Origin of the sequence: Actinomyces ruminicola (assembly GCF_900103885.1) — a bacterium.
Lineage (GTDB): Bacteria > Actinomycetota > Actinomycetes > Actinomycetales > Actinomycetaceae > Actinomyces > Actinomyces ruminicola.
In genome coordinates, this window is the sequence record NZ_FNIM01000024.1 from 1 (window position 1) to 20954 (window position 20954).

Annotated in this window: 17 protein-coding genes and 1 riboswitch; of the genes, 8 read left to right on the forward strand and 9 right to left on the reverse strand. The window is 70.8% G+C overall.

Annotation, left to right across the window (positions count from 1 at the left end; translation table 11 throughout):
- The first annotated feature begins 831 nt into the window (after positions 1–831).
- From BLR49_RS12290 to ribH, 5 genes are all read left to right on the forward strand, one after another.
- The gene (locus tag BLR49_RS12290; protein ID WP_092538048.1) at positions 832–2319 is read left to right on the forward strand and encodes a DUF1846 domain-containing protein; all 1488 of its coding nucleotides are present in this window, start codon (positions 832–834) and stop codon (positions 2317–2319) included.
- A gap of 30 nt (positions 2320–2349) precedes the next feature.
- Positions 2350–2479: riboswitch (FMN riboswitch) on the forward strand.
- A gap of 88 nt (positions 2480–2567) precedes the next feature.
- On the forward strand, positions 2568–3677 hold the full coding sequence (ribD, locus tag BLR49_RS12295) for a bifunctional diaminohydroxyphosphoribosylaminopyrimidine deaminase/5-amino-6-(5-phosphoribosylamino)uracil reductase RibD (RefSeq protein WP_092538050.1): 1110 nt from the start codon (positions 2568–2570) through the stop codon (positions 3675–3677).
- Entirely contained in the window at positions 3677–4333 is a 657-nt protein-coding gene (locus BLR49_RS12300; protein WP_092538052.1) for a riboflavin synthase, read from the forward strand. The genes ribD and BLR49_RS12300 overlap by 1 nt, the downstream gene beginning before the upstream one ends.
- Positions 4327–5664 carry a bifunctional 3,4-dihydroxy-2-butanone-4-phosphate synthase/GTP cyclohydrolase II gene (locus BLR49_RS12305; RefSeq protein ID WP_092538054.1) on the forward strand — a complete coding sequence of 446 codons (1338 nt, stop codon included), beginning with the start codon at positions 4327–4329 and terminating at the stop codon, positions 5662–5664. Before BLR49_RS12300 ends, BLR49_RS12305 begins: the two co-directional genes overlap by 7 nt.
- Positions 5661–6137 (forward strand): 6,7-dimethyl-8-ribityllumazine synthase, encoded by a 477-nt coding sequence (ribH, locus tag BLR49_RS12310; protein ID WP_092538056.1) that lies wholly within the window; start codon positions 5661–5663, stop codon positions 6135–6137. Before BLR49_RS12305 ends, ribH begins: the two co-directional genes overlap by 4 nt.
- 39 nt (positions 6138–6176) lie before the next feature.
- On the opposite strand, the gene holA is transcribed toward ribH, so the two are convergent.
- The 5 genes from holA to BLR49_RS12335 form a co-directional block, all read right to left on the reverse strand.
- Entirely contained in the window at positions 6177–7214 is a 1038-nt protein-coding gene (gene holA, locus BLR49_RS12315; RefSeq protein WP_092538058.1) for a DNA polymerase III subunit delta, read from the reverse strand.
- 3 nt (positions 7215–7217) lie between these two features.
- A complete protein-coding gene (locus tag BLR49_RS12320) occupies positions 7218–8936 on the reverse strand; it encodes a ComEC/Rec2 family competence protein (protein WP_245690712.1) in 1719 nt (572 codons plus the stop codon).
- On the reverse strand, positions 8933–9727 hold the full coding sequence (locus tag BLR49_RS12325) for a ComEA family DNA-binding protein (RefSeq protein ID WP_245690714.1): 795 nt from the start codon (positions 9725–9727) through the stop codon (positions 8933–8935). The genes BLR49_RS12320 and BLR49_RS12325 overlap by 4 nt, the downstream gene beginning before the upstream one ends.
- Positions 9728–10235: 508 nt before the next feature.
- Positions 10236–11066, reverse strand: coding sequence for a DegV family protein (locus BLR49_RS12330; RefSeq protein WP_092538060.1), 831 nt, complete (start codon positions 11064–11066; stop codon positions 10236–10238).
- A gap of 63 nt (positions 11067–11129) precedes the next feature.
- Positions 11130–11543, reverse strand: coding sequence for an NUDIX domain-containing protein (locus BLR49_RS12335; protein ID WP_176765880.1), 414 nt, complete (start codon positions 11541–11543; stop codon positions 11130–11132).
- Positions 11544–12095: 552 nt separating this feature from the next.
- On the opposite strand from BLR49_RS12335, the gene BLR49_RS12340 reads away from it, so the two are divergent.
- The 3 genes from BLR49_RS12340 (at position 12096) to BLR49_RS12350 (ending at position 15677) form a co-directional block, all read left to right on the forward strand.
- Positions 12096–14093, forward strand: a complete 1998-nt coding sequence (locus BLR49_RS12340) for a helicase HerA-like domain-containing protein (protein ID WP_092538084.1) — start codon at positions 12096–12098, stop codon at positions 14091–14093.
- A 100-nt stretch (positions 14094–14193) separates the two neighbouring features.
- Positions 14194–14577 carry a GntR family transcriptional regulator gene (locus tag BLR49_RS12345; RefSeq protein ID WP_092538064.1) on the forward strand — a complete coding sequence of 128 codons (384 nt, stop codon included), beginning with the start codon at positions 14194–14196 and terminating at the stop codon, positions 14575–14577.
- Between the two features lie 20 nt (positions 14578–14597).
- Positions 14598–15677: a DUF1648 domain-containing protein gene (locus tag BLR49_RS12350; RefSeq protein ID WP_176765881.1), complete on the forward strand. Its 1080-nt coding sequence runs from the start codon at positions 14598–14600 to the stop codon at positions 15675–15677.
- Between the two features lie 30 nt (positions 15678–15707).
- Here BLR49_RS12350 and BLR49_RS12355 read toward each other — a convergent pair whose 3' ends face one another.
- The 4 genes from BLR49_RS12355 to BLR49_RS12370 form a co-directional block, all read right to left on the reverse strand.
- Entirely contained in the window at positions 15708–18671 is a 2964-nt protein-coding gene (locus BLR49_RS12355; protein WP_092538068.1) for a leucine--tRNA ligase, read from the reverse strand.
- A gap of 229 nt (positions 18672–18900) precedes the next feature.
- Positions 18901–19371, reverse strand: coding sequence for an HIT family protein (locus BLR49_RS12360; protein WP_092538086.1), 471 nt, complete (start codon positions 19369–19371; stop codon positions 18901–18903).
- A gap of 29 nt (positions 19372–19400) precedes the next feature.
- Positions 19401–20123: a metal-dependent transcriptional regulator gene (locus tag BLR49_RS12365; RefSeq protein WP_092538070.1), complete on the reverse strand. Its 723-nt coding sequence runs from the start codon at positions 20121–20123 to the stop codon at positions 19401–19403.
- 23 nt (positions 20124–20146) lie between these two features.
- The gene (locus tag BLR49_RS12370; protein ID WP_092538072.1) at positions 20147–20887 is read right to left on the reverse strand and encodes a vitamin K epoxide reductase family protein; all 741 of its coding nucleotides are present in this window, start codon (positions 20885–20887) and stop codon (positions 20147–20149) included.
- Positions 20888–20954: the final 67 nt, after the last annotated feature.

The following is a 20954-nucleotide window of genomic DNA, read 5'->3' on the forward strand; positions in this document are numbered from 1 at the left end:
CCCTGTAGTTGCCCGACGGCAACCGACTGATGTTCCCGAACGAACGCCGCTTCCTCATGCCTGCCTCCAAACTGTTCCACGCACCGCGTGGCACCCACGTGGAATAACTCTAGCAGACTCGGTGGGACTCAATGGGACTCAATGAGGAACCGCCTCAAACTGAACCCGCACGCTTCCAACGAATACTCCCCACAAACCCGCGTCAAACCCGAAGGACGGAACCATGCGAGCCCCAAACCCTCCACATTCGCGAGGGACTGGGGCGAAACAGGACGTTCTCGCCGGCCAGAGGACGTCCTCGGGCAGACAAGGACGTCGTCGGCACCGGACGGGCCCCATCCACAGCGGCCCCGGGTCTCGCGGCCCACCCGTCCACACGTATTCGTCAGACACTGCACCCTTCAAACATGAAGACCGTCTACGGTCTCGGCGGACCCGTGGGAGCAGGCGTCACGGTTCGTGTCTTCGCTCGACGGTTCGCGCGTTCCAGCAGACGATTCGCTACATCCTGCGACGATTCGCGGGTAGGTGCGCGAACCGTCGCGTTCATGGCGAACCGTCGGCGCCACCTGACGAACCGTCACAGGGACACACGAACCGTGCGCCCGCCTGCGTCGGTGGCATGCTCGCCCTCCGGCGCCGGCCGGGGGCGCGGACCCGACTGGGCCTTACCCGCCAGACAAACCCCTCCGCAGACCCCGGAGTATGACCGGGCGCATCGGGCTTCCATCCACCGGACCCGTTCTATTGGCATCGGCCGATGGCGTTACGATTCGTCAGGCCGGCGTCCTCCCGCCCGGCCGCACCATTCAGCGACCGCGAGGAGAACGCATGCGTATCGGGTTTGATCGGGACAAGTACCTCAAGATGCAGTCCGAACGCATCGCGCAGCGGCGCGCCCAGTTCGGCGGCAAGCTCTACCTGGAGTTCGGTGGCAAGCTCATTGACGACATGCACGCCGCCCGGGTCCTGCCCGGTTTCACCCCCGACAACAAGATCGTTATGCTCGCCGAGCTGGCCGACGACGTGGAGATCATCGTCGCCGTCAACGCCAGGGACTTCGCCCGGCGCAAGATCCGCGCCGACCACGGCACCTCCTACGAGGACGAGGTACTGCGCCACGTGGATGCCTTCCGCGACTACGGGCTGTGTGTGGGCAGCGTCGTGATCACCCAGTGGACGGACGACAACCAGCAGGCCGCCGAGTTCAAGCGCAAGCTGAACAAGCTCGGCATCACCGTCTACCGCCACTACCCGATCCCGGGCTACCCCAACGATGTGGCCCGCATCGTCTCCGACCAGGGGTACGGGCGCAACGAGTACATCGAGACCAGCCGCGATCTGATCGTGGTCACCGCACCGGGGCCAGGCTCGGGCAAGATGGCCACCTGCCTGTCGCAGATCTACCACGACCACATGCGCGGCATCGCCTCCGGATACGCGAAGTTCGAGACCTTCCCGATCTGGAACCTGCCGCTGGACCACCCGGTAAACATCGCCTATGAGGCCGCCACCGCCGACCTCGACGACGTGAACATGATCGATCCCTACCACCTGGCCGCCCACGGCGTGCAGACGGTCAACTACAACCGCGATGTCGAGGTGTTCCCGGTACTGTCGCGCCTGTTCGAGCAGATCATGGGCTCCTCCCCCTACGCCTCCCCCACCGACATGGGGGTCAACATGGCCGGCTACTGCATCAGCGACGACGAGGTCTGCCGGGAGGCATCCAAGCAGGAGGTCATCCGCCGCTACTACAAGGCGCTGGTCACTGAGAAGCGGGACATGCTGGAGCCGGTCCAGTCCGGACGCATCGCGCTGCTGATGAGCAAGCTCGGCATCGCCAAGGAGGACCGTCCGGTGGTGGTACCGGCGCTGGAACTGGCCGAGGTGACCAAGGCGCCGGCGGCCGCCATCGAGCTGCCGGACGGGACGATCGAACTGGGCAAGACCTCTCCGCTGCTCGGGTGCTCCTCGGCCATGCTGCTCAACGCCCTCAAGCGCCTGGCCGGCATCGACCCGCAGGTGGACCTGCTGGCCAAGGAGTCGATCGAGCCGATCCAGACGCTCAAGACCCGTCATCTGGGCAGCCGCAACCCGCGCCTGCACACCGACGAGGTCCTGATCGCGCTGGCGGTGTCCGCCAACGGGGACGTCAACGCCGCCCGGGCGCTGGACCAGCTGGGCAGCCTGCGCGGCTGCGACGTCCACACCTCGACCATCCTCGGGAGCGTCGACGAGGGGATCTTCCGCGCGCTCGGCATCCAGGTGACTAACGAGCCGGTCTTCGCCACGAAGTCGCTCTACCGCAAGAAGTAGTGCGGTATATTTCGTCTCAACGAGACAATCTCGTGTGCTCTGGGGTCGGTGTAAGTCCGAACCGGCGGTGACAGTCCGCGACCCGTCCGCATCCTGCGGTCGGCTGACCAGGTGAAACTCCTGGACCGACGGTGAAAGTCCGGATGGGAAGCGCACACGGGACACATGGTGTCGAGCCGCGCGCCAAGGCCCGTCGGCCGTCATACCCATGTGTCTCCTCCCCTTGGGCACCCGAGGGAGAGGACTGCATGACCTCGTTCACGCCGGCAGAGACGGCCGCGATGCACCGCGCCGTCGTCATCGCCGCCTCCCCCGACGCTCCTGCAGGTCCCAATCCTCGGGTCGGCTGCGTCATCCTCTCCCCCGACGGCCACGTCCTCGCCGAGGGCTACCACCGCGGCGCCGGCACCGCCCACGCCGAGGTCGACGCCCTGGCGAACCTGGCGGCAGCCGGCATTAGCGCGTACGGCACCACCGCCGTCGTCACACTCGAGCCCTGCAACCACCAGGGCCGTACCGGTCCGTGCGCTCAGGCGCTCCTCGATGCGGGAGTCGCAGACGTCGTCTACGCCCAGGACGACCCCACCGCACAGGCTCGCGGCGGTGCGGCAGCACTCGCGGCCGCCGGCGTCCGCGTCCGGCGCGGTCTGTGCGCCGAGCAGGCCGCCCGGCTCAACCGCCCGTGGCTCCTCGCCGTCACGACGGGACGTCCCATGGTGACGTGGAAGCTCGCGGCCACCCTCGACGGCCGCGTCGCCGCCGCCGACACGACCAGCCGCTGGATCACCCCGCCGGCGGCCCGTCACGACGCACACCGCCTGCGCCGCGACTGCGATGCCATCATGGTGGGTACCGGCACCGTCCTCGCCGATGACCCGGCCCTGACCATCCGCGACGAGGCGGGGCGGTCGGCTCCGGCCCGCCTCCAGCCGCTGCGCGTCGTCGTCGGCTCGCGCCCCATTCCGCCCACCGCGCAAGTGCTCGCCGACGCCAACCACCTCCTCCTGCCTGACCACGACCCGCACGCCGTTCTCGCCGCCCTCGCTTCCCGCGAGATCCGCCACGTCCTGCTGGAGGGCGGGCCGACCCTCGCGGCCGCCTTCCTGCGCGCCGGCGTCGTCGACGAGGTGGTCGCCTACGTGGCGCCCGCGCTGCTCGGCGCGGGCCCCGCCGCCGTCGCCGACTTCGGGGTGTCGACGATCGCCGACGCCCTGCGGCTCCACCACCCCCATGTCGTGGTTCTCGGCGAGGGCGACAATCTCGCCATCCGCCTGACCGGCGACCCCGATCCCGGCGGCACGAACCGAACGACCGCGTCCATAACCCCCATCCACCACCACGCCGAGGAGAATCACTGATGTTCACCGGAATCATCGAGGAACTCGGAGAAGTCATCAGGCTCGAGACCACCGGTGACTCCGCCCGGCTCACGGTTGCCGCGCCGGTCGTCACCCGGGACGCACGGGCAGGTGACTCCATCGCTGTCAACGGCTGCTGCCTGACCGTCGCCGAGCTGCACGACGGCGCCTTCACGGCGGACCTCATGGCGGAGACGCTCACCCGCACGAACCTGGGTGCCGTGGCCCCCGGCGAGCGGGTCAACCTCGAGCGGGCGCTGCGCGTAGGCGACCGCCTTGGCGGACACGTCGTCCAGGGGCACGTCGATGCCACTGTCGACGTCGTCGACCGTCAGCACGGGGAGCACTGGGACCTCGTGCGCTTCTCCCTGCCTCATGGCCTCGCCCGCTACGTGGCTGTCAAGGGCTCCGTCGCCGTCGATGGGGTCTCCCTGACGGTGGTCGACGTCGCCGAGGACGCTGCCCGGACCGGTGACGGCCCGGCGTCGGCCGGGCCGACCTTGAGCGTCGGCCTCATTCCGGAGACCCTGCGCCGCACGACGCTCGGTACGAGGGCGGCGGGTGACCGGGTCAACCTAGAGGTCGATGTCATGTCTAAGTATGTCGAGCGGCTCCTGGGGGCCGCGCCCGGCGAGGGAGGGGCACCAGCATGCTGAAGAACACCCGCGTCCGCCTCGACACCGTCGAGCACGCCCTGGGCGCACTCGCCGACGGCCGCATGGTCGTGGTGGTGGACGATGAGGGCCGGGAGAACGAGGGGGACCTCATCTTCCCTGCGGATACGGCCACGACCGCGCAGCTGGCCTTCGCGGTCCGCCACTCGACGGGCATCATCTGCGTGCCGACTACGGCGCAGGAGCTCGACCGCCTGGGCATCCCCATGATGACCGAGCACAACACCGATCCCAAGCGAACGGCCTTCACACTGAGCGCCGATGCTCGCACCGGGGTCACGACCGGCGTGAGCGCGGCCGACCGGGCGCGCACCATCCGCGTCCTGGCGGACCCGGGCTCGGTGCCGACCGACCTCGTCCACCCCGGTCATGTCTTCCCCCTGCGCGCACGCGAGGGCGGGATCCTCAGCCGCCGCGGGCACACGGAGGCCGCCGTCGACCTCATGCGCCTGTCGGGTCACCGGCCGGTCGGCGTTCTCGTCGAGGTAGTCAACGACGACGGGACCATGGCGCGCCGCCACCAGCTGCGCGACTTCGCCGACGCGCACTCCCTGCCCATGATCTCGGTCAGTGACCTGGAGCGCTACCGGTGGCTGCACGAGGAGCTCGTCGAGGAGGTGGTAACCGCTCACCTGCCCACCGCCCACGGCGAGTTCACGGCTCACGCCCTGCGCAGCCGGGTGGACGGCGCCGAGTACCTAGCGCTCGTGTGCGGCAACATCGCGGGTGGTGAGGACGTCCTCACTCGGGTGCACTCCGCGTGCCTGACCGGCGACGTCCTGTCCTCCCTGCGCTGCGACTGCGGGCCTCAGCTGGGCGCCGCAATGGAGGCGATCAGCGCTCGTGGACGCGGCATCCTCGTCTACGCCTCCGACCATGAGGGGCGCGGCATCGGGCTCATCGACAAGCTTCGGGCCTACGCCCTCCAGGAGGAGGGAATGGACACCCTCGACGCCAACGTGGCGCTGGGACTGCCTGCAGATGCGCGCAGCTACGCCACCGCCGCCCAGGTGCTGCGCTTCCTCGGCGTGCGATCGGTCGAGCTCATGACGAACAACCCGGACAAGGTCGCTGGCCTGGAGCATTACGGGGTCAGCGTGTCCGCCCGGCGGGCGACACCGACCTTCGCCAACGGAGAGAACCTCGCCTACCTGCGCACCAAGCGCGACCGCATGGGGCACCTGCTCGCGGGCCTGGAACCCGGTGGGACGCCGCCGCCCGCGGCCGCGCAGCACCCCGGGACGGCCGACGCCGACGACCGGTCGGCGCGCAACTACAACCACGGCAACGAGCACGAAGGAGCAGCACGATGAGCGGAACCGGAGCACCTGAGCAGAGCGCACCCCGCGCGCAGGGCATGCGGGTGACGGTCGTGGCCGCGCAGTGGCACGAGCAGGTCATGACCGGCCTGCTCGCGGGGGCGCTGCGCGCCATCGAGGCCGCCGGGGCGCAGGCGAACGTGGTGCGGGCGGTCGGCTCCTTCGAGCTGCCGATCCTCGCCGCGGCCGCGGCGCGGGGCGGGGCCGACGCCGTCGTCGCGCTGGGCGTCGTCATCCGCGGCGGCACTCCCCACTTCGACTACGTGTGCCGGGCCGCCACCGACGGGCTGAGCAGGGTCGCCCTCGACACGGGGGTGCCGGTGGGTTTCGGCCTGCTCACCTGCGACAACGAGGCCCAGGCGCTCGCCCGCTGCGGTGGCCCCGGCTCCGATGAGGACAAGGGCTACGAGGCGGCGTGCGCGGCCATGAGCACGGCACTCACACTGGCAGCCATCGCGCGCAGCTGAGCGCCGGTCCGGGCCGCCCCGGCGCGCCCGGGCCCGGTTTCAGCGCCCGCCGCGCCCAGGCAGGCGACCGCGGCGGGCGTCGCAGATGGTCAGCACCGCACGCTCCACGGCGTAGACGGAGTCACGCGAGGCGCCCTTGACCTCCGCGTCGGCACGGGCGACCGCCTGAATCGCCACGGCCAGGGCGTCATCGGACCAGCCGGACAACTCACGGCGGGCGCGCTCGGCCTGCCATGGCGCCATGCCCAGGTCGCGGGCGGTCAGTCCCCTGCGGCCGCCCATGGCGGCGACCCGGGCCAGCTGGCGGATCTTCATGGCCAGGGCGGCGACGATGGGCACCGGGTCGGTGCCGGTGGCCAGGGCGTGTCGCAGGGCGGTGACGGCCTTGGCGACGTTCCCGGCTGCCGCGGCATCGGCGACCGTGAATCCGGTGGCCTCGAAACGACCCGCGTAGTAGGTGTTGACGGTGTCGACGGTGATGGTGCCCTGGGTGTCGGCGATGAGCTGCTCGGCGGCGGAGCACAGCTCCCGCAGGTCGGTTCCCAGCGCGTCAACGAGTGCGCCGACGGCGTCGGGCTCCATGCGGCGTCCGGCCCTCCGCACGTCTGCGGCGACCAGGGCGGCCTTGTCCTTGGGGGATTTAACCGCCTGGATTGTGGCTACCGGGTAGGGGGACTTGGCGAGCGCGTCCAGCAGCTTCTTGCCGCGCTGACCGCCGTTGTGCCGCAGGACGACGGCCACGTCCGGGGCGGGCGCGGAGACGTAGGCGAGCAGGTCGGTCAGCAGCGCGTCGGTCATCTGCTCCAGCGCGGGGACGAGCACCAGCTTGGGCTCGCCGAACAGGGACGGGGACACCAGCGTGTCGAGCTGGTGGGCCTCGTAGGTGGCGGCCTCCACGGTGATGACCTCGGTGGCCGGATCCTGCTGGCGCGCCTGGGCCAGGAGCCGGGAGACGGCCCGGTCGGCGAGCAGCTCCTCCCCCGCCCGGATCAGCACGATCGGGGCGAGACTCACCTCGTCCCAGGCGGGTCCGGCGGGGGCGCGACGGGCGCCGCGGGCGGGTCGGGAGGTTGCCATGGCTCATAGCCTGCCACGGCCGGGCGGCCGCCGCGCACGACGCCGACGGCGCCGGTACAGCAGGCCGACGGCGGCGGCTTCGAGCGCTGCCAGGAGCAGTGCCCCTCCCATCTGGTCGGGCCAGGCGAGGGCGGCCCCCGGCAGGCGGGCGAAGACGCGGGCCACCAGCGCCAGCCAGGCGCACGACGCCGTCGCAGGCCAGGCAATGACGGTCGCCGCCTGCGGGCACAGCGGCTCCACCAGGGCGGCGAGGATGCCGCACACCGTGGCCACCGGCACGGGCGGGGCGGCCAGCACATTCGCGGGCACCGACCAGACACCCACGACCGGTTGCAGCAGCACCAGCACCGGGGCGCAGGCGAGCTGAGCGACCAGCGGCAGGGCCACCCCGGCGGCCAGCGGGCGGGGCAGCCGCCGGGACAGCACGGCGGCCAGTGGCGCGGAGCCGAGCAGGATGCCGGCGGTGGCCAGCACCGACAGGGCGAATCCGTAGTCGCGGGACTGCCAGGGGTCGACCAGTAGCAGGACAATCACCCCCGTGCACAGGGCGGGCAGGGAGGCGGAGCGCCTTCCCGCCGCCACGCCCAGTAGCATCACCATGCCCATGGTGGCCGCCCGCAGCACAGACCCGTCCGGGCGCACGAGCACCACGAGGCCGACCAGTACCAGTGCTCCAACACCGGCACGCACCCAACGGGGCAGGACCCCCAGCCCCGACAGCACCAGTCCCAGGACGATCGCCACGTGCTGGCCCGACACGGCGGTCAAGTGAGTCATGGAGACGGTGCGCATATCCTCACGCACGTCGGTCGGCAGGGCATGATCGTCGCCGAGGGCGACGCCGGGCACGAGGGCGCGGGTGCCGGCCGGCCAGCGGCTTTCGGCATCATCCGCCCCGTTGGGCTCCTCGCCCACGGCCTCTACGAGCCCGGCGCGCAGCCTCGCAACTGTGCCGAGGGCGCCCGTGGCCGGGCCGGTCACGGTCACGGCGGCGTTCGCGCCGATGATGGCGGCCTCGGCGGCGCCCGGATCGGCGGGGCGCAGACGCGCCTGCACGCGCACGGGCGCGCCCATGGGGACCTCCAGCCAGTCGGCGTCACCCAGGACGGAGGTCGTGAGCCGCGAGGGAGCGCCGTCGACGGTGTCCACGGCGACGACGGTCAGGACGGTGGTCCACCTGGCGGTGGCGGCTGCGCGCGGTGCGCGGGTGACGGTACCGGTCAGGGTGACGGTGCGGCCCTCCCGGGCGGCAATGGTGAGCGGGTCGCGGCTGCGCGCCCAGGATCCGGCGGTGGCCGCCGTCAGCACCGCCGACACCGTCAGTGCCAGGACGAGCAGGGAGGCGGCCAGTGATCCGCTAGCCGAGCGGTCGGGGTTGTCGGCACCGGGCCGCGGATCGTAGCGGTGCCGAGGCGGTCGGAAACGGGAGGCGGCCACCGCCAGCGGGACTGCCGCCGCGGCGGCCGCGACCGCGCCTACCGCCGCCGGGAGCCAGGGTCGCTCGCCGTCCAGGCCTACGGCCCAGAACGCGGCCGCCCAGGCCCCGGCGGCAGACGGTGCCAGGCGCAGGTCGAGCGGCGACGGGGCGCTTTCCCGAACGGGGTGATGGGCGCGGCGGCGCGGCGACAGGCGGTGCAGGGTGGCCGGATCGTCCCAGGGCGCGGGCCCGGAGGTGCGAGGCTCAGCACGCCCAGAGCGGTCTTGGCGGGAGGCACGACTCATACGGTCGCCTCGTCTCGCAGGCCCTCGAGCTTGGCGGCGCCGATGCCGGAAACGCTCATCAGCTCGTCTACAGAGGTGAAGGGACCGTGCTCGGTGCGGTAGTCGACGATCCGCTGGGCCAGGGCGGGCCCGATGCCTGGCAGGCCCTCCAGCTGCGCGGCGGTGGCGGTGTTGATGTTGATGCGCCCGTCGGCGGTGGTACCGGTCCCGCCGCCTTCCCCGGCAGTGGCTTCCCCGCCCGCCTGCGCCGAGCCGTCATCCGCGTTCCAGGCGGAGGCGTCCTCGCCCTGGTAGGGGACTCGCACCTGCTCGCCGTCGGCCAGGACGCGGGCGAGGTTGAGCTGGTCTGTGTCTGCGTCCGGCAGGGCGCCACCGGCCGCGGTGATGGCGTCTACTACACGCGCACCCGCCGGCAGCACCACCACGCCGGGGCCGGCGACGGCGCCGGCGACATGGACGACCAGTTCCCCGCCCGCGTCCATCCCCGTGGGAGCGGAGGTTGCCAACGGGTCGGTGACCGGGACCGTGGGGGCGGTGACGGTGTCCTCCCGGGCAGCGGTTGCGGCTGAGCCGTCCCGGGCGACCGTTGCGGGTGCCAGCAGCACGGTGCGCAGTGCGAGAGCGAGTGCGAGTAGCACCAGCGCGATTCCGATGCCGATGGCGGCCCTGGGGGCGAGGGCGAGGCGCCTGGGGTGCCGCACCGGTTCGGCTGGGTCGGTGGAGCAGGCGATGCGCACGAAGTCCGTGAGGGGGCGTTTGCCCACCCGGTCCGCCACCCGCTTGCCGCTCATGCACCGACGGTAGGGGCGTAGGACCGATGCCGTCCCGTCGCCTGTGGATGGCCTGCCCGCAGGGTGTGGCGAGCGGCGCCTGTGGAGGTCGGTGCACGCGGTTTGGGGCGGGTTGTCCAAGCAATCGGGTTCTGTGGGCTTGCCGGAGCGGCACGTTCCCCCGCGTTTGGCGACGGAACGACCTCATGGACGGGTGCGCCCATGACCTCGGATCAGGGAGGACGGGTATTGCACACAAAGGGATCCAGCTCAAGCCCACAATCCGCATGTTTCCGCGCTTTGGTCCGGAAGGTCCAAGACGGTGCAGGGGCTCCCATGTGCAGCGCGGGCCCCGACGCACACAGGAGTGTCATCACGGTTTCGACCCCAACTGCTGCTTCGTTGTAATTTCAGCGAAAAACCCGAACCGCACGGATTTGTCCTGACGGCTCCGGTGTGCAGACAACAACCGTCACACCGGTAACGGCAACGGCGACCCGCCTCGCCCCCGGCCCTTGGAGCCAAGCCTCTAGCGTGGCGGCTCAAGATGCGGGGCAACGACGATGCCGAGTGCACCGGGGCCCAAGTGAACGCGGCTGGCCGGATCCGCGGGTGAGCGCATGATGGATTCAACGACGGCCCCGGCCTCCACCATGGCGTCGGCCAGATCGTTCTCCAGAGCGCGCCCGGCGGCCGGGTCGTCGCAGTAGTGGACGGCGAGCCTGACGGGCGCAGCCGGCGGCCGGGGGCCGGTCAGGGCGGTTCCACCTGCTGCGCGCACCGCCTGCGCGATCAGGTGGCGGCGGGCACGGGCGGCCCCGCGCACCATTTCGACCACGCCGATCCCCTCCGGGCCGGTGGTCAGAATCGGCCGGATGCCCAGGGCGCCGCCGGCGAAGGCGGTGGTGCGGTCGATTCTGCCACCGCGGCGCAGATGGGACAGGTCCTGGACCAGGAAGAACAGCCGGGAGCGAGCCACGGATTCGCGTGCGCGGGCGGCCCCGCGGCGAGCGTCGTCGGCCTCCGCCGCGGCCAGAGCCGCCAGTCCCAGGGCTCCGCCGGAGGCCCCCGAGTCCAGCACCGTGACCTTCGCCCCCTCGGCGGCGAGCTCATGTGCCGCCAGGCGGGCATTGTCTGCCGTGCCTGACAGCGCAGAGGCGATGTGCAGGGCGAGGACTTCGTTTCCGCCCGCAGCCGCTGCGCGATAGGCGTCGGCGAGTTCGGCGACCGCCGGGCGCGCCGTCGTCGCCGCCCCGTCGTCCTCTTCCATCGTATGCAGGGGGACGACGATGATGCCGTGCGCGTCCGCGAGCGCGGGGGGCAGGCAGGCTGCCGAGTCGGTGACCACCGTGAGCGACATGCTCGAAGCGTATGCCCCCGACCAGTACGGTCGGGAAAGCGACGATTGCTCGTTGTGGGCGTGTCAGATGACGGGCGGAGCGATCGCGGCACGAGCGAAGGCGCTCATGCGCGCATGATCCTCAAGCAGCTGCCATTGCCAACCACTGGTATCCGCTGATGTCGGCGCCATTCGCGGTAGCTCCTCCATGAGCTGCACATCCGCCACCACCCCGTAGTGGTGGAAGTCAATCGGATTGCCGCGCGAGTCCTCGGTCACGTGTATCTGCACACGGCGGAGCCCCAGCGTCGCAAAGGATGAGACACCCAGCTCCTCGTCCAGCTCACGCCGCAAGGTCTCTTCCCAGCGCTCGCCGGGCTCGGGCCGGCCGCCCGGCAGATCCAGCAGTCCCCTGTACGGGCCCCGTGTCTTGTGAACGCAGAGCAGGTAGCCGTCCTTAGTGATGCGGGCATACACGCCAAAGTGATACTGCGTCATGCGGACCATCGTGTCACAGGCGCACGGGCTGGGCAGTCGGCGAGATAGACGAGGTGTGAGGACTCCTCCTGTTTGACGCTGTGGTGGGGTGGTTCCTGTCTTGCGGTCGTAGGCCCCTCTCCCAGTCGCCGCAGTACGAATAGCAATGCTGAAGACCACCGTCTCATCTGCCGCCTCTCATCCCGGTTAACGGGCTCTTGGCGGATTGAGGCCTGGTGGCTGGCGGTGCGGGTCTTCGCGGCGGGCGCGGCCTGGAGGTGCTGGGAGCGCGGGGCCGTGGGAGGTGGCGTTGAGTACGCCACCTCGGCGTCTACTACGCCGGTTAGGCGTTTGTTGAAGCGCGCAGAGTCCTTCAACAAACGCCTAAGTGGCGTACTAGAGCACTTACTGGCGTAGTAGACAAGTCCGGCCCCGGGCGCGATGACGCCGTCGGCCTAGCCTCGCACTGGCGGACGCGCCCGCACCCCAACACACGAAGAGCCGGTTATCCCTCAGGACGGTCGCGAACCTCCAAAACACGTGATCGTGGCTGCGGCCGCATACGATGCGGGCATGACGAGCAACACACCGGATCCCGCCGAGATCGCCCGCCTCAAGGCCGAGGCGGCGCAGGCCGCGGCAGAGGCCGCTGCCGCAAGGGCCGCCGCCGCACAGGCAGCCCTGGAGGCGGCGCTGGCCGCCCAGGCCGACGCCGCCGCGGCGTCCTCCCCCCAGACGATCGACGCGTCGGCGCAGCCGCAGGCGCCCAGCCCGGCGGAACCGGCAGGCACGCCGCTAACGGCTCCCGCAGCAGCGGAGTCACAGAACGCCCCGGCTGCGGATTCGGAGGCAGTATCCGACTACGCCGCCCGTGTGCGCGACGGCTACGCCTTCTCCGGCCCCGTGCTGCCCGTGGGCACCTTCCTGGATTACCCCACCGAAGGCGAGCCGAGCCCAGCCGGGCCGACGGCATCGGAGCCGGCCCCGGTGCCCGGCGTGCGTGTGGGCATCCCGCTCGGTCTGCTCAACCGCCACGCCCTGGTCGCCGGCGCCACCGGGACCGGCAAGACTCGCACGCTGCAGCTGCTGGCGGAGGGGCTGTCCGCCGCCGGCGTGCCCGTGTTCCTGTCAGACGTGAAGGGGGACCTTACGGGCCTGGCGGAGGCCGGCGTCGCCTCTGAGAAGGTCATGGCCCGCAACGCCTCCACCGGTCAGGCCTGGGAGGGACGGGCCTTCCCACTGGAGCTATTCACGCTCGGCGACGCCGGCTCCACCCGGGCGGACGCCACGCGCGCCGCGGCCGGGGCGGGCACCCCGATCCGTACCACGGTGACGGCGTTCGGGCCGGTGCTGCTGTCCCGCGTGCTGGGCCTCAACGAGACCCAGACCTCCGCGCTGGAGCTCGTCTTTCACTGGGCTGATGCGCAGGGACTGGCACTGATAGACCTCAAGGACCTGCGCAGCGTGGTCGACTACCTGACCGCCACGGAGGTCGGCAAGCAGGAGCTGCGGGGCATCGGCGGGGTCTCCGCCGCGACGGCCGGGGTCATCCTGCGGCAGGTCTCCGCCCTGGAGGCCGCAGGGGGCTCGGTGTTCTTCGGGGAGCCGGCTCTGGACGTGCGCGACCTGTTGCGCACCGCAGCCGACGGTCGGGGCATGATCTCCTCCCTGGAGCTGGCGGATATCCAGTCACAGGGGAAACTGTTCTCCACCTTCCTGATGTGGCTGCTGGGTGAGCTGTTCTCGGTGCTGCCCGAGGTCGGTGACCCGGACCAGCCGAAACTGGTGTTCTTCTTCGACGAGGCGCACCTGCTGTTCGACGGCGCCAGCGCAGCCTTCCTGGAGGCGGTAACGCGCACGGTACGGCTCATCCGCTCCAAGGGGGTCGGCATCGTGTTCATCACCCAGTCCCCCACGGACGTTCCCGAGGCGGTGCTGGCCCAGCTGGGCAGCCGTATCCAGCACGCGCTGCGCGCCCACACACCGGCCGACGCCGCCAAGCTGAAGCGGGCGGTGTCCACCTTCCCGGTATCACCGCTCGACCTGAGCCGGGTGCTCACCGGCCTGGGCACCGGACAGGCGGTGGTGTCGGTGCTGGATGAGAAGGGAAGGCCGGCGCCGGTCGCGCCCGTAGTCGTGAACACCCCGGCCGCGGTCATGGGCCCGGCGCAGCCGGCCACGATCCAGTCGGTGCTCTCGGCCTCTACGCTCATGCCCAAGTACGCCACCGCAGTGGACAATGAGTCCGCCTACGAAATGCTGGCCAAACGCGCCGAGGAGGAGGCCGCCCGGGCGCAGGCCGCGCAGGCCGCCGCCGAGGCACAGGCGGCCGCGGAGAAGGCCGCGGCCGAGGCCGCCAAGGCGCAGGAGAAGGCCGAGGCCGCAGCGGCCAAGGAGGCGCAGCGCCGGGCGGAGCGGCTGCAGCGGGAGGCGGAGAAGGCGGCCGAGCGCGAGCAGCGGGCCCGGGAACGGGCGGCCGAGCGGCGGCAGCGCGAGGTGGAGAAGCTGATCGGCAGCGCCGGCCGCCAGATCACCCGTTCCATCCTCGGCAACATCCTGCGCGGCCGCTGACTCTGGCGAGTAATACGTCGACACACCTACCCATCTGCACCATCTGTACTAGTATTATCAGTACAGATGCTTTGTCCTCACCCTCCTGAGAGCTCGCAGCATGGAACTGGAAGTCGATCCCCTGTCCCCCACCCCGATCTACCAACAGATCCGCGACCGGACCGTGGAAGGAATTGCGCGCGGCGAGCTGAGACCCGGGCAGCGGCTGCCCTCCGTGCGCGCGCTCGCGTCGGCCTTCGCCATAAACCCCGCCACCGTCTCCAAGGCATATGATCTTCTGCGTGCCGAGGCCCTGGTCGTCACCAACGCCAAGTCCGGCACTGTCATCGCCCCTGCCGGCGACTGGACCGAGACCGTGGCCTGGCAGTCGCGTCTGCGCACGCTGCTGGCCGAGGCCCTCGCACACGGCCTGAGCGAGCAGCGGATTCTCGCCGCCGCCGCCCACCAGCTCGACACGCTCTCACCCGTGGGGAGCGAACGGTAATGCTGGCCTACACCGTAAGCATGATCTTGATGACCGTCGTGCTGGGCCTGGCGTTCTGGGCGACTCCGGCCATCTCCCGGGACACGCTCCCGCTGGGTGTGTCGGTACCCGCCGAACGCGTCCGCGACCCGGTCGTGCTACGCGCCATTCGTACCTGGCACGGTTGCTGCCTGGTCGGCGCCGCCGTCGCGGTGGCGGCGATTGCGCTGCTGCACTTGAGCGGCATCTCCGCCAGCCGCCCGGGTCTACCCGGGATCGTCATGTTGGCGCAGTTGGGTACAGCATTTGCGTCCTGGACGGTCGTGCGTCTGCCCATCATTGAGGTCAAACGGCAGGAGGGCTGGTACAAGGGTAAGCGGGTGCGGAAGCTGGCCACGATCGCTGCCACCGAGGAACCCGCCAACAGCGTGGCCTGGTACGTCGTCTCGGTGCTCTTGCTGTTGGTCGCCGCGGTCTTCGTACTGCTGCGCTACGACGCGCTTCCCGACCCGCTGCCGATCCATTGGGGGGCCGACGGCACCGTCGACGGCTGGGCACGGCGCAGCCCCCTGCAGGTCCTGCTGCCCGCGGCCATCGGCCTCGGTCTGGTCGCCGTGGTCGCATGGTGCGCCAGAGTGACCCGCCTCAGATTGGTGCAGACCACCCCCGTCGACGGCGACCGGGGCCGGGCGCAGCGCCTCACCACAACCCAGGCGCTTCTGATTACCCGGGCGATGGGGCCGCTCGCCCTTGCCACCAGCACATCCTTCGCCGGCATCCTGGTGCTACCACTTATGAAACCGCCGACTGCCGCACGCTGGTGGCTGGCTGTCACGGTGACGGTAACCTGCTTGCTGATCCTGTGGATGATTGCCGATCTGATCCGGCTGTCCCGACGGTTCACGCGCCGGCTCATGCCCGTCGACGCCGACTCCCCCGACGACGACGAGCTGTGGCTCGGCGGGTTGTTCTACGTCAACCGCGCGGACCCCTCGCTGCTGGTGCCGAAGCGTGCCGGCGTCGGCGTCGATCTGAACTACGGGCACCCGGTGGGGCGGGCGCTCGCAGTGTTCATCCTGATCGACCTGATCATCACCGTCGGCGTGTGCATCCTGGCGTGACCGGGCACGCTCCCGACGGGGCGCCGTCCCTCACTCGGGGACGACGGACACCAGCTTGGGGGCGCGCACGATCACCTTGCGCACGCCGCGGCCGTCCAGCGCGCGGACCACGCCGGGGGCGGCCAGGGCCAGCTTCTCCAGCTCGGCGGCGTCGATGTCGGGGTCGACCTCCAGGCGGTCACGTACCTTGCCCTTGACCTGCACCACGCAGGTCACCTTCTCAGCCGCCAGGAGCGCCTCGTCGGTAACCACCGGGAAGGGCTCATGGGCGAGGGAGCGGGTGTGCCCGAGCCGCTGCCAGATCTCCTCGCAGATGTGCGGGGCCACGGGCGCGGCCATCAGGGCCAGGGCCTCCACCGCTTCGCGCGGCACGGAGTTCAAGCCGGTGAGGTGGTTGTTGAGCACGATCAGCTTGGCGATCGCCGTGTTCAGCCGCAGTCCCTCGTAGTCCTCGCGCACACCCACGATGGTGCGGGCCACCAGGCGGCGGGTGGCCTCGTCGGCGGGGGCGTCGGCAACCGTCACCTCCCCGGTGGTCTCGTCGACGACGTTGCGCCACAGCCGCTGCAGGAAGCGCTGGGCGCCGGCGACGGCGCGGGTGTCCCAGGGCCGGTCCTGGTCGAGCGGCCCCATGCTCATCTCGTAGACGCGGAAAGTGTCGGCCCCGTAGGCGTCGTACATGTCGTCGGGGGTGACGATGTTCTTCAGGGACTTGCCCATCTTGCCGTACTCGCGGTTAACGGGCTGCCCCTGCCAGGTGAAGACGGGCTTGCCGTCCTCACCCTGAGTCTCCTCCACCTCGTCGGCGGGCACGTACTGGCCACGGGAGTCGGTGTAGGCGTAGGCCTGCACGTAGCCCTGGTTGAACAGCCGGTGGTAGGGCTCGGAGGAGGATACGTAGCCCAGGTCGAAGAGCACCTTGTGCCAGAAGCGGGAGTAGAGCAGGTGCAGGACGGCGTGCTCGACACCACCGACGTACAGGTCTGTGCCACCGGAGGTGTTGCCGGCCCCGGGACGCGGCCCCATCCAGTAGGCCTCGTTGGCCGGGTCGACCAGGTGCTCGGCGTCGGTGGGGTCGATGTAGCGCAGCTCATACCAGCAGGAGCCGGCCCACTGGGGCATGGTGTTGGTCTCGCGCCGGTACTTGCGCCTACCGTCGCCGAGGTCGAGCTCGACCTCCACCCAGTTGTCGGCCTTGCCCAGCGGCGCCTCCGGGGAGGAGGCGGCGTCGTCGGGGTCAAAGGTGCGCGGGGAGTAGTCGCTGACCTCCGGCAGCTCCACCGGGAGCATGGACTCGGGCAGGGCGTGGGGGCGGCCGTCCTCGTCCCAGACGATCGGGAAGGGCTCGCCCCAGTAGCGCTGGCGGGAGAACAGCCAGTCGCGCAGGCGGTAGGTGACGGCGCCACGACCATAGCCCTTCGCCTCCAGCCAGACGGTCATGGCGGCCTTGGCCTCGTCCTTACCCATGCCGTTGAGGTCGATCTCATCGTTGGCGGAGTTGATGATCTCTCCGTCCCCGGTCCAGGCGGCCTCGTTCAGGGAGAATCCCTCCGGCGGGGCGATGGTGGCGATGACGTCCAGGTCGTAGGCACGGGCGAAGTCCCAGTCACGCTGGTCACCGGAGGGGACCGCCATGATGGCGCCGGTGCCGTAGCCCATGAGCACGTAGTCGGCGACGAACACCGGCACGGCCTGGCCGTTGACGGGGTTAGTGCCGAACAGGCCGGTGAACACGCCGGTCTTGGTGCGCTCCTCGTCGGTGCGCTCGGCCTCGGTGGCCTGGGCGGCGCGCGCCCGGTAGGCTGCCACCGCCTCGGCGGGGGTGGCGTAGCCGCCGGTCCACGCCTCGCGCGTGCCCTCCGGCCAGGCCTGAGGCACGGTCAGGGCGGCGGCGTCCTGTGCCTCGGGGGCACCCGACAGACCGCCCAGCAGCGGGTGCTCGGGCGCTACCACCATGAAGGTGGCGCCGAACAGGGTGTCGGGGCGGGTGGTGTAGACGGTCAGCTCGTTCTGGCTGGCGCCGACGGCGTCCGCACCGGGCAGGGAGAAGGTCACCTCGGCGCCCTCGGAGCGGCCGATCCAGTTGCGCTGCATGGTCTTGACCTTCTCCGGCCAGTCCACGCTGTCCAGGTCCTCGGCCAGGCGGTCGCCGTAGGCGGTGATGCGCATCATCCACTGGCGCAGGTTCCGCTTGAACACGGGGTAGTTGCCGCGCTCGGAGCGGCCCTCGCTGGTGACCTCCTCGTTGGCCAGGACGGTGCCCAGGCCCGGGCACCAGTTGACCGGGGCGGAGGAGACGTAGGCGAGGCGGTAGGAGTCGACGACGTCGGCCCGCTCCCCGGCGCTCAGCTCCGACCAGGGGCGCCCGTCCGGGGTGGGCACCTGCCCGGCGGCGAGCCTGTCGACCAGCTCGCCGATGGGGCGGGCGGCGCCGGTGCCGCGGCCGTCGCGGCGGGGGGCGTCGGGGTCGAACCAGGAGTTGAACACCTGCAGGAAGATCCACTGGGTCCAGCGCACGTAGTCCACGTCGATGGTGGCCAGCGACCGGCGCGAGTCGTGTGACAGGCCGAGCCGCCGCAGCTGGCGGCGCATATTGGCGATGTTGGCCTCGGTGGAGATGCGCGGGTGCTGGCCGGTCTGGACCGCGTACTGCTCGGCGGGCAGGCCGAAGGCGTCATACCCCATGGTGTACAGGACGTTCTTGCCGGTCATGCGGGTGAAGCGGGCGACGACGTCGGTGGCGATGTAGCCCAGCGGGTGGCCCACGTGCAACCCCTGCCCTGAGGGGTAGGGGAACATGTCCAGCAGGAAGAACTTCTCCTTGGCGGCGTCGGGACCGGACAGCGCGCCAACGGGGTTGTCGGCGTGGAAGGTGCCCTCCTTCTCCCACCGGTCCTGCCAGGCGGTCTCCAGGCGTCCGGCCAGGGCGGCCGTGTACCGGTACGGCGTGGCGTTCTGCTCGGCGGTCTGCTGGGCCCGACTGTTCTCCGTCATCGCGGGGGCGCTCCCTTTAGCTCGTGTGAATGGGGCGGGGCCGCCACGCCGTCGGCGGGCAGGCCGAACGGCGCACGGCCCCGTTGCTGCGGGTCAGCCTATCCCCCGCCCGGCCCCCGCATTGGCGCCGGTCCGACAGGTGGAGGCGCGACGCCGGTCACGTCGGCCGCCTGGGCCGGGGCACAGAGCTGCGGTGGCGCGGCACGCGCGGCAGCCCGCTGAGGGCGGCTCAGGCCAGCGCCGGGGAGTTCAGGGATGCGGGCACGTTCCCGCCCCAGCCGTCCTCGCGCAGGCCGACGCGCAGGCGCTCCATGGCGGCGTCTAGCTCAGCGTCGGTAACGTCGTGACGTGCGGCGGCGGGGGCGACATCCGCCTCCGAGCGGATGGGCAGCACATGCAGGTGCAGGTGGTCGATCTCGTAGCCGACCACCATGACGGCGGCGCGGGCGGCGTCGAATACGCGCGTCTGGGTTCGGCCGATGCGCTTGGCGACGACCGCCAGATGGGCGACTAGCTCGTCGGGGGCGTCGACGTAGGAGACGATCGGCTCACGCGGCACCACGAGCACGTGCCCGTCGGTGTGCGGGGCGATGGTGGCGAAGGCGACGCAGGTATCGTCGGCCCAGACGAAGCGTCCGGGCAGCTCGCCGCCGATGATCTTGGTGAAAACGGATTGCGCGGGGCTGGTTGTTTCGCTCACAGTCTCAGCGTAGATGAATAAGCGGGTGATTACTGCGGCGCCTGTGCCGCGTCCGGTGGGGCCAGCACCCACAGGCAGCCGGCGGGGACGACGGCGATTGGTCCCTCCCCCGCAGCAGCAGCACCGTCGGATCGCACGGCCCGCACGCTGGTGACGCGAGGGTCCGCGTCACCGCCCCGACCTACGACGAGCACCCGCGTATCCAAGCCGATGCCCGCCTGGGCCAGCTGTTTGAGGACGTCCGAGTCGTCCCGGATGCGCCCCACCACGCCGCACTGTCCCACACGCAGTGAGTCGACGGCGCACAGGTCGGGCACGGCCACTCGCCCGTCGGCGGTCGGGATGGGATCACCGTGCGGGTCCCGCGCGGGATGCCCGAGCGCCGCGTCGAGTGCCGCCAGCAGCCGGTCGGAGACGGCGTGCTCGAGCACCTCGGCCTCAGCGTGTACCTCGTCCCACTCGAAGCCCAGGGCCGCCACCAGGTAGGTCTCCAGCAGCCGGTGCCGGCGCACCATCCCCCGGGCGAGGCGCTGTCCCTGAGCCGAGAGCGTGACTGCCCGATAGGGGGCGTGCTCCAGTAGACCCGCCTCCACCAGGCGGGCCACATTCTCCGAGGCGGTCGATGGCGCCACCCCCATGCGCCGGGCCAGTCCGGTGATGGAGGCGCCCTCGCCGCCCCACTCGGAGGCCGCCCACACGGCCTTGAGATAGTCCTGGGTGACCGACGAGCCGTCGGCGGTGAGCTCCCTCATCGGCTCCTCCCGGTAAACCGGGCTCATCGCAGCATCGCCACCCAACCGTCCCAGAAGGCCACCAGCACAATCCCGGCAACCGCCGCATACATGACCCCGGTGATCCACCAGCGCCCGCCGACCAGACGGCGGACGGCGCCGGGAGGCAGGCCGAGATGGCCGCCCTGCGCGGCCCGGGCCCAGGTATTGGCGGCGATCGGGATGGTCACCGCCCAGATCAGGGTGCAGAAGGGGCACAGCTTGCCGAAGGTGCCGATCGATACGGTCAGGAACCAGGCGACGAATGCGATACCGACGGCGGTTCCGGCCACTAGCCCCCACCACACCCAGCGGGGCAGCCGCGCGCCCGAGGCGAGCAGCAGCCCGATCAGCAGCAGCACCGCGAAGGCCATGGCTCCGATGAAGGAGTTGGGGACTCCCAGCAGGTTGCCCTGCCAGACGTTGAGGGAGTCGCCGCAGGACACCAGCGGGTTAACGTCGCAAACGAGGCCGGCGTCCGGCTGGCGCAGTTGGTTGATCTGACTGACGATCAGCTCCCAGCAGGCGCCGATGCCGATCAACGAGCCGACGATCAGCAGTGCCGCGTAGGAGCGGGGAGCACCGGTGGCACTCCGCCAGGCGGGCCCCTCCGGCTCCTGGGCGGGTGCTTCGACGTGCGTGCCGGCTGTTGGGGCGGGGCCGCCGGCGAGGTATGCGTCGAGTTCCTCCTCGCTCATAGCGTCGATCATCGCGTCGACCTCGGCCTGTGTGGGCACATGCGCCATCGGCGGATCTCCTCAGCCTCTTCTCCCGGGGACGCGTCCCGGCCGCTTCCGGGGCGCGTCCCCATTG

Coding starts and splice junctions, on each gene's coding strand:
- BLR49_RS12290 (WP_092538048.1), top strand. CDS start 832: ATGCGTATCGGGTTTGATCGGGACAAGTACCTCAAGATGCAGTCCGAA.
- ribD (WP_092538050.1), top strand. CDS start 2,568: ATGACCTCGTTCACGCCGGCAGAGACGGCCGCGATGCACCGCGCCGTC.
- BLR49_RS12300 (WP_092538052.1), top strand. CDS start 3,677: ATGTTCACCGGAATCATCGAGGAACTCGGAGAAGTCATCAGGCTCGAG.
- BLR49_RS12305 (WP_092538054.1), top strand. CDS start 4,327: ATGCTGAAGAACACCCGCGTCCGCCTCGACACCGTCGAGCACGCCCTG.
- ribH (WP_092538056.1), top strand. CDS start 5,661: ATGAGCGGAACCGGAGCACCTGAGCAGAGCGCACCCCGCGCGCAGGGC.
- holA (WP_092538058.1), bottom strand. CDS start 7,214: ATGGCAACCTCCCGACCCGCCCGCGGCGCCCGTCGCGCCCCCGCCGGA.
- BLR49_RS12320 (WP_245690712.1), bottom strand. CDS start 8,936: ATGAGTCGTGCCTCCCGCCAAGACCGCTCTGGGCGTGCTGAGCCTCGC.
- BLR49_RS12325 (WP_245690714.1), bottom strand. CDS start 9,727: ATGAGCGGCAAGCGGGTGGCGGACCGGGTGGGCAAACGCCCCCTCACG.
- BLR49_RS12330 (WP_092538060.1), bottom strand. CDS start 11,066: ATGTCGCTCACGGTGGTCACCGACTCGGCAGCCTGCCTGCCCCCCGCG.
- BLR49_RS12335 (WP_176765880.1), bottom strand. CDS start 11,543: ATGACGCAGTATCACTTTGGCGTGTATGCCCGCATCACTAAGGACGGC.
- BLR49_RS12340 (WP_092538084.1), top strand. CDS start 12,096: ATGACGAGCAACACACCGGATCCCGCCGAGATCGCCCGCCTCAAGGCC.
- BLR49_RS12345 (WP_092538064.1), top strand. CDS start 14,194: ATGGAACTGGAAGTCGATCCCCTGTCCCCCACCCCGATCTACCAACAG.
- BLR49_RS12350 (WP_176765881.1), top strand. CDS start 14,598: ATGATCTTGATGACCGTCGTGCTGGGCCTGGCGTTCTGGGCGACTCCG.
- BLR49_RS12355 (WP_092538068.1), bottom strand. CDS start 18,671: ATGACGGAGAACAGTCGGGCCCAGCAGACCGCCGAGCAGAACGCCACG.
- BLR49_RS12365 (WP_092538070.1), bottom strand. CDS start 20,123: ATGAGGGAGCTCACCGCCGACGGCTCGTCGGTCACCCAGGACTATCTC.
- BLR49_RS12370 (WP_092538072.1), bottom strand. CDS start 20,887: ATGGCGCATGTGCCCACACAGGCCGAGGTCGACGCGATGATCGACGCT.